Source organism: Blautia sp. HCN-1074 (assembly GCF_037890165.1).
Taxonomy (GTDB): domain Bacteria; phylum Bacillota; class Clostridia; order Lachnospirales; family Lachnospiraceae; genus Blautia_A.
This window is the reverse complement of the sequence record NZ_JBBKBP010000003.1, coordinates 31131-45610: the sequence shown is the minus strand read 5'-3', so window position 1 is coordinate 45610 and position 14480 is coordinate 31131. Positions and strand designations below refer to the sequence as shown.

Annotated in this window: 13 protein-coding genes and 1 pseudogene; 13 read left to right on the top strand and 1 reads right to left on the bottom strand. The window is 47.7% G+C overall.

Features of this window, described 5'->3' with window-relative positions; all coding sequences use genetic code 11:
• The first annotated feature begins 31 nt into the window (after positions 1–31).
• Both WKT11_RS04070 and WKT11_RS04065 read left to right on the top strand, forming a co-directional pair.
• Positions 32–676 (top strand): CHC2 zinc finger domain-containing protein, encoded by a 645-nt coding sequence (locus WKT11_RS04070; RefSeq protein ID WP_099323100.1) that lies wholly within the window; start codon positions 32–34, stop codon positions 674–676.
• Complete coding sequence (locus WKT11_RS04065; RefSeq protein WP_117505914.1) at positions 645–1982, top strand: virulence-associated E family protein; 1338 nt, start codon at positions 645–647, stop codon at positions 1980–1982. Before WKT11_RS04070 ends, WKT11_RS04065 begins: the two co-directional genes overlap by 32 nt.
• A 28-nt stretch (positions 1983–2010) precedes the next feature.
• Here WKT11_RS04065 and WKT11_RS04060 read toward each other — a convergent pair whose 3' ends face one another.
• Positions 2011–2250 (bottom strand): hypothetical protein, encoded by a 240-nt coding sequence (locus tag WKT11_RS04060; protein ID WP_021682886.1) that lies wholly within the window; start codon positions 2248–2250, stop codon positions 2011–2013.
• On the opposite strand from WKT11_RS04060, the gene WKT11_RS04055 reads away from it, so the two are divergent.
• The 11 genes and pseudogenes from WKT11_RS04055 (at position 2224) to WKT11_RS04005 (ending at position 14471) form a co-directional block, all read left to right on the top strand.
• Complete coding sequence (locus tag WKT11_RS04055) at positions 2224–2421, top strand: hypothetical protein (protein ID WP_054328110.1); 198 nt, start codon at positions 2224–2226, stop codon at positions 2419–2421. The two genes, WKT11_RS04060 and WKT11_RS04055, sit on opposite strands and share 27 nt — an antisense overlap.
• Positions 2422–4092 carry a recombinase family protein gene (locus tag WKT11_RS04050; RefSeq protein ID WP_117505915.1) on the top strand — a complete coding sequence of 557 codons (1671 nt, stop codon included), beginning with the start codon at positions 2422–2424 and terminating at the stop codon, positions 4090–4092.
• An 89-nt stretch (positions 4093–4181) separates the two neighbouring features.
• Positions 4182–4265, top strand: a pseudogene (locus tag WKT11_RS04045) (Maff2 family mobile element protein); the annotation flags it as partial.
• Positions 4266–4288: 23 nt separating this feature from the next.
• Positions 4289–5158, top strand: coding sequence for a VirB6/TrbL-like conjugal transfer protein, CD1112 family (locus WKT11_RS04040; protein ID WP_004612759.1), 870 nt, complete (start codon positions 4289–4291; stop codon positions 5156–5158).
• A gap of 17 nt (positions 5159–5175) precedes the next feature.
• Positions 5176–5550: a PrgI family protein gene (locus WKT11_RS04035; RefSeq protein WP_096241069.1), complete on the top strand. Its 375-nt coding sequence runs from the start codon at positions 5176–5178 to the stop codon at positions 5548–5550.
• Positions 5528–8347 (top strand): VirB4-like conjugal transfer ATPase, CD1110 family, encoded by a 2820-nt coding sequence (locus tag WKT11_RS04030; RefSeq protein WP_340282722.1) that lies wholly within the window; start codon positions 5528–5530, stop codon positions 8345–8347. Before WKT11_RS04035 ends, WKT11_RS04030 begins: the two co-directional genes overlap by 23 nt.
• A 93-nt stretch (positions 8348–8440) precedes the next feature.
• Positions 8441–8752, top strand: coding sequence for a hypothetical protein (locus WKT11_RS04025; RefSeq protein WP_096241066.1), 312 nt, complete (start codon positions 8441–8443; stop codon positions 8750–8752).
• A 32-nt stretch (positions 8753–8784) separates the two neighbouring features.
• The gene (locus tag WKT11_RS04020) at positions 8785–11256 is read left to right on the top strand and encodes a C40 family peptidase (RefSeq protein ID WP_117718949.1); all 2472 of its coding nucleotides are present in this window, start codon (positions 8785–8787) and stop codon (positions 11254–11256) included.
• Positions 11257–11273: 17 nt separating this feature from the next.
• Positions 11274–11612: a DUF4315 family protein gene (locus tag WKT11_RS04015; protein WP_004612754.1), complete on the top strand. Its 339-nt coding sequence runs from the start codon at positions 11274–11276 to the stop codon at positions 11610–11612.
• Positions 11602–12282 carry a CD1107 family mobile element protein gene (locus WKT11_RS04010; RefSeq protein WP_340282714.1) on the top strand — a complete coding sequence of 227 codons (681 nt, stop codon included), beginning with the start codon at positions 11602–11604 and terminating at the stop codon, positions 12280–12282. Before WKT11_RS04015 ends, WKT11_RS04010 begins: the two co-directional genes overlap by 11 nt.
• A 92-nt stretch (positions 12283–12374) precedes the next feature.
• Positions 12375–14471 carry a DNA topoisomerase 3 gene (locus WKT11_RS04005; protein ID WP_340282712.1) on the top strand — a complete coding sequence of 699 codons (2097 nt, stop codon included), beginning with the start codon at positions 12375–12377 and terminating at the stop codon, positions 14469–14471.
• The last annotated feature ends 9 nt before the right edge of the window (positions 14472–14480 follow it).

Sequence of the window (14480 nt, the reverse complement as noted above, 5' to 3'; positions counted from 1 at the left end):
GTGCTTTTCTTTTTTTCAAGGAGGGATAGATTTGAATGTATTTGAAGCTGTGAAGCAGTCCGTCACAACAAGACAGGCTGCGGAGCATTATGGAATCCGTGTAGGCCGGAACGGGATGGCTTGTTGCCCGTTCCATAACGATAAAACCCCAAGCATGAAGCTGGATCGGCGTTACCACTGCTTCGGCTGCGGTGCGGATGGGGATGTGATTGATTTTGCCGCCGCCCTGTATGGGCTGGGAAAGAAAGAAGCCGCCGTACAGCTGGCACAGGACTTCGGGCTTTCCTATGAGGACTGGAAACCGCCGGGGAAGGTAAAAAAGCCCAAGCCCCGGCAGAAATCCCAGGAGGAACAGTTTCAGGAAGCAAAGAGCCGCTGCTTCCGTATTCTTGCCGATTATCTTCACTTGCTTCGGGCATGGAGAAAGGATTATGCCCCGCACTCCCCGGAGGAAGCCTTTCATCCACGGTTTGTGGAAGCCTTACAGAAGCAAGACCAAGTGGAATATCTGCTGGATGTGCTGCTCTTTGGGGAGACAGAGGAAAAAGCAGCTTTGATTACGGACTACGGGAAGGATGTGATACAGCTTGAAAAGCGAATGGCAGAGCTTGCCGCCGCAAACGCAGCAAGAACTAAAAAACACCATGAACGCCATGCAGCCGCCCCAGAGCATTGAGGAAATCAAGGCGGGGCTGGAAACTACCGAGAAAGGCGGTGTCCGTCAGAGCATACGGAACTGCCTGACCGTATTCCAGCGTGACCCGCTGCTTTCCGGGGCTATCGCATACAACATCCTGACCGACCGCAAGGACATCATAAAGCCCATCGGCTTCCACAGGGAAAGCACCGCCCTGAACGATACGGACATGAAGTATCTGCTTCTCTATCTGGAAGAAACCTACGGGCTTACCAATGAGAAGAAGATTGATAACGCCATCGGGATTGTGGCGAATGAAAACAAGTACCATCCCATCCGGGACTATCTCAATACCCTTGTGTGGGACGGGACAGAGCGAATCCGTTTCTGCCTGCGGCACTTTCTGGGGGCTGACGCAGACGATTACACCTATGAAGCGTTGAAGCTGTTCCTGCTGGGCGCAATCTCACGAGCCTTTCAGCCGGGGTGCAAATTTGAAATCATGCTCTGTCTGGTAGGCGGTCAGGGGGCTGGCAAGTCCACCTTCTTCCGTCTGCTGGCAGTCCGGGACGAGTGGTTCTCCGATGATTTGCGGAAGCTGGACGATGACAATGTGTACCGCAAGCTGCAAGGTCACTGGATTATCGAAATGTCGGAAATGATGGCAACCGCCAACGCCAAGAGCATTGAGGAAATCAAGTCGTTTTTAAGCCGACAGAAAGAGGTTTACAAGATACCCTATGAAACCCACCCGGCAGACCGCCCCCGTCAGTGCGTGTTTGGCGGCACTTCCAATGCCCTTGACTTCCTGCCCCTTGACCGTTCCGGCAACCGCCGCTTTATCCCCGTCATGGTGTACCCGGAGCAAGCCGAGGTTCACGTTTTGGAGGACGAAGCTGCTTCCAGAGCCTATATCGAGCAGATGTGGGCGGAAGCGATGGAGATTTACCGAAGCGGCAGGTTCAAGCTGGCTTTCAGCCCCGCCATGCAGCGGTATCTCAAAGAATACCAGCGGGATTTTATGCCGGAGGACACCAAAGCCGGAATGATACAGGCGTATCTTGATAAGTACACCGGGAGCATGGTCTGTTCCAAGCAGCTCTATAAGGAAGCCTTGAACCATGCTTTTGACGAGCCGAAGCAATGGGAAATCCGGGAAATCAACGAGATTATGAACCAGTGCATTTCCGGCTGGCGGTACTTCCAAAACCCAAGAATGTTTTCCGAATATGGCAGGCAAAAGGGCTGGGAGCGTGAAAACCCGGCAACGGACTCCGGCAATCCGTCTGAAAAAACAATGGACGGTTTTGTGGAGGTCACAGAACAGATGGAGCTTCCATTCTGAAAATGACAGCCCGTTGCACCCCCTGTTGCTATCCCGTTGCCGAGCCGGTTGCCGGGGAAAAACCCTTATTTCCGGGCTTTTCTCCCTTATAACAACCAAAACAACAGAAAAATAAAAGAAAAGTATAAATAGTAACCATCGCCAGATTGAGATTGTTTGCAAGGTCTTTTGAAGCCCGTTGCCGGACTTCGTTGCCGACACCCTCTGTCTGGCTATTTTCATGTATGGAGGATAACTGCCTATGGCAAAAAACAAAACAGAGATTCATGTGACTACTGTGTTTGACGGGGAGCTTGACGCAACCGATGTATTCGTCAGCCTGATTTCCCAGAAATACGGAAAAACAAATACAAAAGAATATCTTGCTAAAAAGAAAGATATGAAGTATAATGAAGATGAGGTTCAAAAGAGCCAGATACCGTCTGGATTGTGTGGGTAAATGGCTATGATGAACGAAATGGAATACAGAACAATCGGAAAGGCACTTGCCGGGGGCTATCGTGCGGCGGTCTATTGCAGGCTGTCAAAGGACGATGACCTGCAAGGCGAAAGTGCCAGTATCGCAAACCAGCGTGATATGCTGGAAAAATACTGCGAAAAGCAGGGATGGGAGGTTGTGGCAGTCTATCAGGACGATGGCTTCACAGGTCTTAATATGGAGCGTCCTGATTTACAGAGAATGTTGAGAGCCATTGAGCGCAGGCAGATCAACCTTGTCATCACGAAAGACCTCAGCCGACTGGGGCGTAACTATCTGCAAACCGGGCATTTGATTGAGGACTTTTTCCCAAGAAACGGTGTCCGCTATATCGCCATGAATGACGGTATCGACACCCTGCGAGATAACAACGACATTGCCCCGTTCAAGAATATCCTGAATGAGATGTACAGCAAGGATATTTCCAAGAAAGTCCATTCCTCTTATCTTCTGAAAGCGCAGAAAGGACAGTTTACCGGGTGTCTTGCCCCGTTTGGGTATCGGAAAGACCCGGAGGACAAAAACCATCTGCTCATTGACGAGGAAACCGCCCCGATTGTGCGGCTGATTTTCGGATATGCCCTGAACGGTCATGGTCCGAACTATATCCGCAGACGGCTGGAAGAAGAAAAAATCCCCTGTCCCACATGGTGGAACCGGGAACGGGGACTTCGCAATACCCGCACCAAATGGGAAAAGAAAGACCCGGAAAACGGGCGGTATATGTGGGACTTCTCCGTTATCAAAGACCTTTTGATGAATCCCGTCTACACCGGGGCGATTGCTTCTCAGAAAAAAGACTACCGTTTCAAAATCGGCACGATTGGGGAAAAGAAGCCGGAGGACTGGATTGTGGTGGAGGGACAGCATGAACCGCTGATTGACAGCATGAGCTTTGACATTGTGCAGAATAAGTTGAAATCCCGCCAGCGTCCGGGACAGACCAATGAAATCAGCCTGTTTGCCGGACTGGTAAAATGCGGCGAGTGTGGGAAGTCGCTGACGATACGCTACACAAACGCAAAACATCCCCAGCGGATTTATTCCTGCAAGACCTACAACGCCTTTGGAAAGAACCACTGCACCCAGCACCGGATTGATTATGACACCCTTTACAGCCATGTGCTGCGGAAAATCCGGGAATGTGCCAGAACTGCCCTGATGGACGGGGAAGCGGTTGCCGACCGCCTGACCAATACCTGTGAAGCAGAGCAGCGGGAACAGCGGGAAGCAATGGAACGCTCCCTTACAAGGGACGAGGAACGGATTGAGGTTCTGGACAAAATGGTAATGCGGCTTTATGAGGATATGATTGCAGGGCGTATCAGTGAGCAGAATTTCAACACCATGCTGGAAAAGACACAGACCGAGCAGACGGAGCTTAAAACAAAAGTGTCAGAGGGCAGGAAGCGGCTGTCCGATGAAGTCCAGCTTGCCAATGACGCAAAACAATGGGTGGAAGCCATTCAGGAATACGCCAACATCACAGAGCTGGACGCAGCCACCCTTAACCGCTTAATCAAAGAAATCGTCGTGCATGAGCGCATTGACGAAGATAAAATAAGACACATTTCTATCGAAATTCATTTTAATCTCAAACCCATCCCGGAGGTGGAACAGGTCACTGCCTGACCTGTCCTGCCGGGACGGTTCTCTTAAAAACACCATATAGATTTTTGTACGCCGCCGCCCGCCATCGAGCAGAGTTTTACACCTAATTGGGGATAAAACAGCTGATGGCAGGAGGCGGTGTCGTTCTGATTGGCACCCAGCTGGTACCGTTACTGTCCGGATTGTTCAGCTGAGAGAAGCAGGAGGGAGATGACTCATGGATCGGATATTTGAAGCGATTGAAGAATGGATGAGGAATCTTCTGACAGGCATGGTAAGTTCCAACCTGACAACAATGTATACCGATGTCAATGAAAAGACCGGTCAGATTGCTGCTCAGGTTGGGCAGACACCGCAGGGCTGGAATGGCAGCATTTACAGCATGATACAGAATCTTTCCGAGTCGGTCATTGTACCGATTGCCGGTATGATTATCACATTTGTACTTTGTTATGAGCTGATCTCCATGTTGACGGAAAAGAACAACATGCACGACATCGACACCTGGATGTTCTTTAAATACTTTTTCAAGATGTGGGTGGCAGTCTGGATCGTCAGCCATACCTTTACGATCACGATGGCGGTATTTGATGTCGGGCAGTCCGTAGTCAGCCGGGCAGCTGGAGTTATCAGTTCTGATACAGCGATCAATATAGATACGATGATCTCTACAATGGAAACGGCGATGGAATCTATGGAGATTGGTGAACTTGTCATACTGGCACTGGAAACGATGCTTGTAAGCCTGTGTATGAAGATTATCTCAGTCTTTATTACAGTGATTTTGTATGGACGTATGATTGAGATTTATCTCTATTCGTCCGTTGGAGCGATCCCGTTCGCAACCATGTCCAACCGGGAATGGGGGCAGATCGGGAACAACTATCTTCGTGGATTGTTTGCACTGGCATTCCAGGGATTTTTTATGATGGTCTGCGTGGGAATCTATGCGGTCCTGGTCGCAAACATCCAAATGTCAGATAACATACATTCTGCATTGTTCGGCGTGATGGCATACACGGTGATCCTGTGTTTCAGTCTGATGAAAACAGGAAACTTCGCCCGCAGTATCTTTAACGCCCATTAAGAAAGGAGGAATTGGCAATGGCATTTGTATCTGTGCCTAAAGACTTAACCAAGGTCAAGAATAAGATCATTTTCAATCTGACGAAACGGCAGCTGATCTGCTTTGGGATTGCGGCGGCGGTAGGGCTTCCGTTTTATTTCTTAAGCAGGGGAATTATTGGTTCCAGTAACGCAGCGACCGGGATGTGCCTTCTGATGCTTCCGGCATTTTTGTTTGCCATGTATGAGAAGGATGGGCTTCCGTTAGAAAAGGTCTTAAAAAATATGATCACCGTAAAATTTATCCGTCCTCCGGTACGCAAGTACCAGATGGAAAATATGTACGAGAAAAAATATACCGTGGTCAGAAAGAAGAAAGGGGGAACGAAGAGTGTTAAAAAGAAAAAACGATAGACAGCCGCCACAGAGTTTAGACGAATTATATCCGGATGATTACTGGCTGGATGAGGAGGATGGAGAAGAAGAACTTCCAGACCCCGCAATGAAAAGAAGACCAGTAAGCGGCAGACTGCATGATGAGCCGATGGTGACAGGGTATGAAGCACTGGAACGGCAAAGAGGTGTCCGCAGACCGAACCGGAAACTGACACGCAGGGAAAAGAAAGCCCTCAAAAGGGCACAGAAATATGAAGAAAAACTGCATAAGGAACATGAAAAAGCGGATAAGAAAAATGCAAAAAGGGAAGCAAAGCTGGCAGCCAGAGCAGAAAAGCAGGCAGTGCGTGACGCAAAGAAAAACGCAAAAAAGAAAAAGAGCAGACCTGTCGCAGCACCGTCGGGGCAGCGTCCGGCAGGAAAAGTGGTTTCCGGAACGAAAGGCAGTGGGACAGGAAAGAAAACACCGGATAGTGCCAGAGATAAGAGGATCACTGCACAGCAGTCGATTCCATACCATGAGATGGGAAGGGACGGTATCTGCCGGGTGCAGGACAAGTTTTATTCCAAGACGATCCATTTTTATGACATCAACTATCAGCTGGCACAGAATGAAGATAAGAACGCCATCTTTGAAAACTGGTGTGATTTCCTGAATTACTTTGACAGCACGATTCATTTTCAGCTGTCTTTTATCAACCAGCACAGCAACATGGCAGAGTATGAGAAGGTCATCCATATCAATCCGCAGGAGGATGCATTTGATGACCTGCGTATGGAGTTTGCCCAGATGCTCAATAACCAGCTGGCAAAAGGAAATAACGGGCTGATGCGTACCAAATATATCACATTTGGGATTGAAGCGGAGAATATCCGGGAAGCACGGCCAAAACTGGAACGTATCGAGTCGGATATTCTGAATAACTTTAAGATCCTTGGGGTATCTGCCTATCCGCTGAACGGAGAGGAACGGTTACAGATCATGTATGAAACCTTTAACCAGGACAGCAAAGTTCCGTTCCATTTCTCTTATGACGATGTACTTCGGACAGGGCTTAGTACCAAGGATTATGTCGCACCGACCAGTTTTGTATTTAAGAATGGAAAAGATTTTGAGATGGGCGGCACGATGGGAGCTGTTTCCTATTTACAGATCCTTGCACCGGAACTTACCGACAAGATGCTGGCAGAGTTTCTGGAGATGGACAGTAACCTGATGGTAAATTTCCATATCCAGTCCATCGACCAGATGAAGGCGATCAAACTGGTGAAAAGCAAGGTGACGGATATTAACCGTATGAAGATCGAGGAACAGAAAAAAGCGGTCCGGGCAGGTTATGACATGGACATTATCCCTTCGGACTTAAATACATACGGTGGGGAAGCAAAAAGGCTTCTGGAAGATCTGCAGTCCAGAAATGAGCGAATGTTCCTTGTGACAGCGTTGTTTTTAAATACCGCACCGACCAAACAGGAATTGGAAAATGTGGTGTTCCAGACTGCCGGCATCGCACAGAAATATAATTGTGCATTGAAACGGCTGGATTACCAGCAGGAGCCGGGACTGATGAGCTGCCTGCCGCTTGCGATGAATTTTGTGCCAATCAAACGGGCACTGACAACGACATCCACAGCAATTTTTGTTCCGTTTACCACACAGGAATTATTTATGGCTGGGGAATCTATTTATTATGGATTAAATGCCCTGTCCAATAACCTTATCATGGCAGACAGGAAGAAGCTGAAAAACCCGAACGGACTGATTCTTGGTACACCGGGTTCCGGTAAGTCGTTTGCGGCAAAACGAGAGATTGCAAACGCATTTATCGTGACGAAAGATGACATTATCGTCTGTGATCCGGAAGGTGAATATTATCCGTTAGTCCGGGCATTTCATGGACAGGTGATCCGTATTTCCCCGACCAGCCACGATTATATCAATCCGATGGATATTAACCTGGATTACGCTGACGATGATGACCCGCTTTCCTTAAAATCGGACTTCATCCTGTCTCTTTGTGAGCTGGTAGTAGGCGGAAAGAACGGACTGGAGCCGGTTGAAAAGACCGTCATTGACCGATGCGTAAGGCTGGTCTATCAGGATTTCCTTTCTGACCCGGTACCGGAAAAAATGCCGATCTTAGAGGATCTATATAATCTTCTCCGTAATCAGAAAGAGCAGGAAGCACAGCGTCTGGCAACGGCACTTGAGATTTACGTCAATGGTTCCTTAAAAGTGTTTAACCATAGAACCAACGTGGAACTGAGTAACCGTATCGTATGTTTTGACATTAAGGATCTGGGAAAACAGCTGAAAAAACTGGGGATGCTGATCGTACAGGACCAGGTGTGGAACAGGGTAACGATCAACCGTTCTGCGAATAAGAGTACCAGATATTACATTGATGAGTTCCATCTGCTCTTAAAAGAGGAGCAGACAGCAGCATACAGCGTGGAGATCTGGAAGCGATTCCGTAAATGGGGTGGTATCCCGACGGGTATCACACAGAACGTAAAAGACCTGTTAGCCAGCCGGGAGATTGAGAACATCTTTGAAAACTCTGACTTTATACTGATGCTCAATCAGGCATCCGGTGACAGACAGATCCTTGCAAAGCAGCTCAACATTTCCCCACACCAGCTTTCTTATGTAACGAACAGCGGGGAAGGTGAGGGACTGGTCTTTTATGGCAGTACCATTATCCCGTTCAAGGATAAGTTTGATAATTCCCTGATGTTGTATGCCCTGATGACTTCCAAGCCGGACGAGGTGGAGAAACGGAAGAAACTTGGTATTGGAGAACGGAACGATTAAAGAAATAAACGAAACAAAATAAAACAGAGTAGAGGATGAGCCGGGAGATACTTCCGGCAATTTTTCTGCCCGGAAATCATGGAGGATTACAAGATGGAAGATTACAGAAACATGGAGAGATGCAGCGGTGAGCCTTGCTGCGTATTTGCAGAAAGAATCTGTGCAGACAATGAAAAGGAGATTTTGAAAATGGAAAAGGACAGAAAGGAAAAAGTAATGGCTGATGAGATGGTGGATGACCTTATCTATCTGGCAGAACTGATTGACTTTACGGGAATTGTATCTTGTCTGGCTGTAAGGGGGACTTTAAGTGAGCGAATGACAGACAAGCTGACGGATTCCATTGCAGGGATGGCAGATGAAGTGTTGGAAAAATGGGAGGACTATCAGGATAAGACAGAATAACCGGTACAAAACAGTAAAGGGGATGGTCAAAGTTGCAGGAGCATGAGTATAAGGCGAGAGATAAAACCGTCCAGAAAATGAGCCGGGATGGTCTGCGGGAAGAAAACCTCCGGAACAAGGAAGAAAAAAGGATCACCGGACGGGATACGGATACCGAGATTTCCCGCAGTGAGAAGAAAGAGGAACTGGATTTTAGTAAACGCAGACATGAACGGCTTAAAGAAGAACGGGAGATGGAGCAGCCGGAGCAGAGTTCCAGAAAACCCAGATATAGCAGGGAACATGTATCCGACCAGGATATAAACTCAGATATGGGTGAAGAGGTAGAAATAGAGGGAGATATTTCCGTTGAAAATGGAGAAAATCCCAAATCTGCCTTTCGCACAGAGAGTATCCGTGGACAGCCAAGAGGGGAACGGGCATATCTGGAGACAGTTGCAGACAGCCGGGATCTTCGGAAGAAAAAGATGGTCAGGGATTATGCTGCAAAGGAAAGAAGGAAGGAAAAGGAGACTTCCAGAGAAGAAAAAGCAGCCAAAAGAGAATCTGCCCGTTACCGGGAAACTTCCGAAGTGATGGAAGATTCCCTGGATAAGTTCCACGAGGAGATCAAAGGCAAGTCCAAAAGGGAACGGGTGCTGAAGGAACAGCGGAAAAAAGTTTCCCGTCTGTCTTTTGGTGATGAGGGTGACGGCATGGTACATGGTGCCGGGATCGGTATCCGGAATCCGGCATCGGCAGTCAAAGATGCGGCAGTCACAGCAGCACACTGGAAAACGCACGAAGAAGAGGATGAAAATGCGGCAGTGGAAGGGGCACACCGGGCAGAGCTTGTCGGGGAAAGCCTTGCAAGGAAATCCATCTACATGCGGGAACGGCTGAAAGGGCGAAGGGAAGAATCTCGGAGATTAAAAGAAAGCGTCCTGGATGAAGCAGAAAGGAGCAGGCTGATATTTGAGACTGCCTATGGAAATGAAGCGAAGGACGCAGTGAAAAGAGAAGCAGAGAAGAAAAAGAAATCTGCCCTGCAGAAACTCTTTCAGAAGAAGCGTTACCAGAAGCAGTATCAGGCAGCCAGACAGAGTAAAAAAGTAAAGGATGCAGCGATCACTTCCGCACAGAAGTTTACGGAAAAAGCGAAAGATGCCGTCAAGATGGTGGCGGCACAGAACCGGGGGATTTTTGCCACGGTAGCTGTCTTTGCTCTGATCTTTGTGCTGATCGCAGCCAGTTTTACCAGCTGTACGGCATCTTTGCAGGGAGCTTCTTCCGCAATCATCTCTACCAGCTATTCCAGTACGGATGAAGATATTTATGCCGCTGAAAATGCGTACCGTGCCTTGGAAGAAGCACTGAATACACAGATCAATCAGATGGAATCCACCCATCCGGATTATGACGAATACCGGTACCAGATTGATGAGATCGGTCATAACCCATATCAGTTGATCTCTTATCTTACGGTAAAATACGGCGGCTTCACTTACGATGAAGTGGCAGAGGAGATTAAGGAGATCTTCCGACAGCAGTATGGAATCACCACAGACTCTACCAGAGAAACAGTTACAGAAACCAAGACTGTCCGGGTAGGGGAGTCCTTGGGACTGGTTGTGACAAGTGGGTACTGTAACTGCCCGATCTGCTGTGGCCAGTGGAGTGGCGGACCGACAGCCAGTGGGGCAATGCCGACAGCAAACCATACGATTGCCGTGGATGCGGCGAATCCATTTGTGCCGATCGGAACCCATGTAGTCATGAACGGTGTGGAATATGTAGTAGAAGATACCGGAGCGTTCGCAAGATATGGGGTACAGTTCGATGTTTACTATGACAATCATGCGGCGGCATCCGCACATGGACACCAGACATGGGAAGCCTACATAGCAGACAGCAATGGAAACCAGGAAGTGCAGGTCACGACTACAAAAGAGGTGAACCGTCTGGATGTGACGATGACAAACCACAGCCTGGATGCCGTGTTAAGGAGCCGTATGACAGAGGAAGAACAGGAACGCTACGATGCGTATAACAAATATTATGGCAACCGTGATTATCTGTTTGATCTAAACAGCATACCCACCGGAAGCAGTGGATTTGGTTACGACATACCGGCAGATGCTTTATCTGATCCACAGTTTGCAAAAATGATACAGGAAGCAGAAAAATATCTGGGTGTTCCATATGTATGGGGCGGTTATTCCCCAAGTGGTTTTGACTGTTCCGGCTTTGTAAGCTGGGTTATCAATAACTGTGGAAATGGATGGAATGTCGGAAGATGTACTGCCGATGAGCTGCGGTCACACTGTTCGCAGGTATCACCATCGGAGGCAAAACCGGGAGATCTGATCTTCTTCCAGGGAACCTATGACACACCGGGAGCAAGCCATGTGGGAATCTATGTCGGCAATAACATGATGATTCACTGTGGCAAGCCTGTCCAGTATACCAGCATTGCAAGTGCTTACTGGCAGGAACATTTTATGGCGTTTGGTCGTCTGCATTAGAGGAGGTGACAGGGCAGATGAACATGAAATTAAAAAAACTTCTGAATGATATTCAGAAAACAGAGGATAAGATCGCTGAATTACAGGAACACCTGAAGCGGCAGAATACATTGAGACAGCAGATGGAAGATATAGAGATCGTTAAGTCGTTCCGTTCCATGAAGCTGGACAGCCGCAGCCTGCTTGTCCTGCTTGACGGGATTCAGAAAGGAACCGTTACGATTCAGATGGATGAGGACGGCGGTATCACGGTGGAGGATGCAAAAGCTCCGCAGAAAAAGGAAAACAACGAAGAAGTTCACAGACCACCTGTTGGTCAGATGACAGAAAGAGAGGTTTTAGACGATGAGGAATAAAGTGGTAAAGAAACTGCTTATGATTGCCATGGCAGTCACCATGATCTCCGGGACATCCATTGCTACGGTTTATGCAAACGCAAACCCACCGGCGGAGGAGACAACGACACAGGTAGTAGAAGAAACGGCAACAGAATCAACAGAAGATACGGAGAAGAAAGAGGATACCGGAAGGGTCACCGGGGAAGGGGATAATTCGGCTTTTTCTACTCCGGGAAATGCCCAGCTGGTGGATGATAAGGAAAATGATGATACGAAACAGTTCCTTACCATCCAGACCAAGAAGGGAAATACATTTTATATGGTCATTGACCGTTCCAGCAATACAGAAAACGTGTACATGATGTCCCTGGTCGATGAGAATGACCTGGCAGAATTTCTGGATGAGACAGAAAAGAGCAAAGAAACCGAAGAATCAACCGTAGTGATTCCGGAAACCACACCGGAAACTATCCCGGCAGTAGAGGAGGAAACCGAAGTGAAGAAAGAAGAAAAGACGGGAATGAATGTAAAAGGACTTGGAGCAATCGTACTTGCAGTGATTCTTGGAGTGGCAGGGATTGCCGTTTATAAAAAGCATGGACGTGGCAAAGAGGAGGACTATGTAAGCGAACAGCTGGAGTTTTCTGATGGACCGTATGTAAATGAAGAAGAGGATGAGGAAGAATAAACTTCCATCTTCAAAGAAGCAACCAAAATAAGGACAGGGGGCAGCCAGAGTAGTTTGGCTGCCCTTTTTCAGTAGAAAGGACAGAAAAACGTATGTCAAAATTTTTAGTGATCGCAGAGAAACCAAGTGTGGCACAGAGTTATGCCAAAAACCTGTCAGCTTATAAAAAAGAGGACGGATATTTAGAAGGGGAGAGCTGTATTGTCAGCTGGTGCCTTGGGCATCTGGCAGAGTATGCACAGCCGGAGGAATATGACCCGAAATATGAGAAATGGCAGTTTGATGACCTTCCGATTCTCCCGCAGGTCTGGAAGTTGAAAGTTTCCAGAGATAAAAAGAAACAGTTTGATGTGTTAAAAAGCCTGATGAACCGGGCAGATGTGGACTATCTGGTAAATGGCTGTGATGCAGGAAGGGAAGGGGAACTGATCTTCCAGAGAGTGTATGACCTTGCCGGATGCAGGAAACCGGTGAAGCGTTTATGGATCAGTTCCATGGAAGATACGGCAATCCGGACAGGTTTTCAGACAATGAAAGGAGCAGAGGAATACCGGAATATCTGCATGGCTGCGGTATGCAGGGCACAGGCAGACTGGCTGATCGGAATGAACGGAACTAGGGCATATACGACCTGTTATTTTAAACGTCTGGTTGTGGGCAGAGTGCAGACGCCAACGCTTGCCATGCTTGCGGAACGTCAGGATAAGATTGAGCATTTTCAGAAAGAAGCCTTTTATAAAGTAGCACTGACAGACGGAAGGCTTACGGTAGTTTCTGAAAATATTGCAAATGAGGAAGCAGCCGATCTCCTTGCTTCCTTATGTATGGATTCGGAAGCAGTGATTACACAGATAAAGAGGGAACAAAAGAAAGCGTTTCCTCCCAAACTTTATGATCTGACCAGTCTGCAAAGGGAAGCAAACCGTTACTTTGGCTATACGGCAAAGAAAACACTGGATATGCTGCAGGAATTATATGAAGAAAAGCTGGTCACTTATCCAAGAACGGACAGCCAGTTCGTGACGGAGGATATGAGGGATACCGTAGAGGAACTGGTAGGGAAAATGCCAGTCTTACTTCCGTTCTTGGATTATGGACAGCTGGGACATAACATCACCAGAGTGATTAACAATGCAAAAGTATCCGACCATCATGCGATTCTTCCAACAAAAGAAGCCGTAGAAAAAGTAATCTCTGATCTGACAGCGGACAAAAAGAACCTGATGATGCTGGTCTGCCAGCAGCTGGTGCAGGCAACAGGGGAAGAGTATCAGTATGAGCAGACGGATATTATGGTCAAATGTCAGGGACATGATTTTACTGCCAGAGGAAAAGTGCCGGTGCAGATGGGATTTAAAGCGGCGGGGAATGCCTTTAAGAACCAGTGCGTGAAAGCCAAGCCGGAAGAAGAAACGGAAAAAGAAACTTCCATCCCATATGGATATGAAGAAGGAATGACGCTTTCTCCGGTAAAGGCAGAAAAGACAGTGCATTTTACTTCCCCGCCAAAACCATTCAATGAAGATACCCTCCTTGCCGCTATGGAAACCGCAGGGAATAAAGACTTTGATTCGGAGACAGAGAAGAAAGGACTGGGGACTCCGGCAACCAGGGCAGGTATCATTGAAAAACTGGTTTCTTCCGGCTATGCAGTCAGAAAAGGAAAGCAGATCTTGCCAAGCACAGAGGGCAGGGAACTGGTGAATGTCATGCCGGCTTATCTGAAATCTGCCGCAATGACTGCCGAATGGGAAAATCAGCTTTTAATGATGGAAAAAGGGCAGATCACCGATACACAGTTTATGGGTGAGATCACTTCTTTAGTCGATAAGATTCTTTCTGTGTGCAGGGAAATACCGGAAACGGAAAGGAGAAGGTCCCAGAAAGCAAGGGAAGTGATCGGTAAGTGTCCGGTCTGCGGCTCTGATGTCTACGAAGGAAAGCAAAATTTTTACTGCTCCAACAGGCAGTGTGATTTTGCCCTTTGGAAAGAAAACCGTTTCTTAGGAAGCATGGAGAAAACACTGGATAAAAAGATGGCAGTGGAGCTTCTTGATAAAGCCTGCACCCATGTAAAAGGGCTGTATTCCAGAAAAAAAGATATAAAGTTTGACGCAGATCTTTTACTGACACTGGAGGACGGAAAGCCAAGGTTCCATCTGGAATTTCCAAAGAAGAAAAAGAAATAAGGCAAGGAG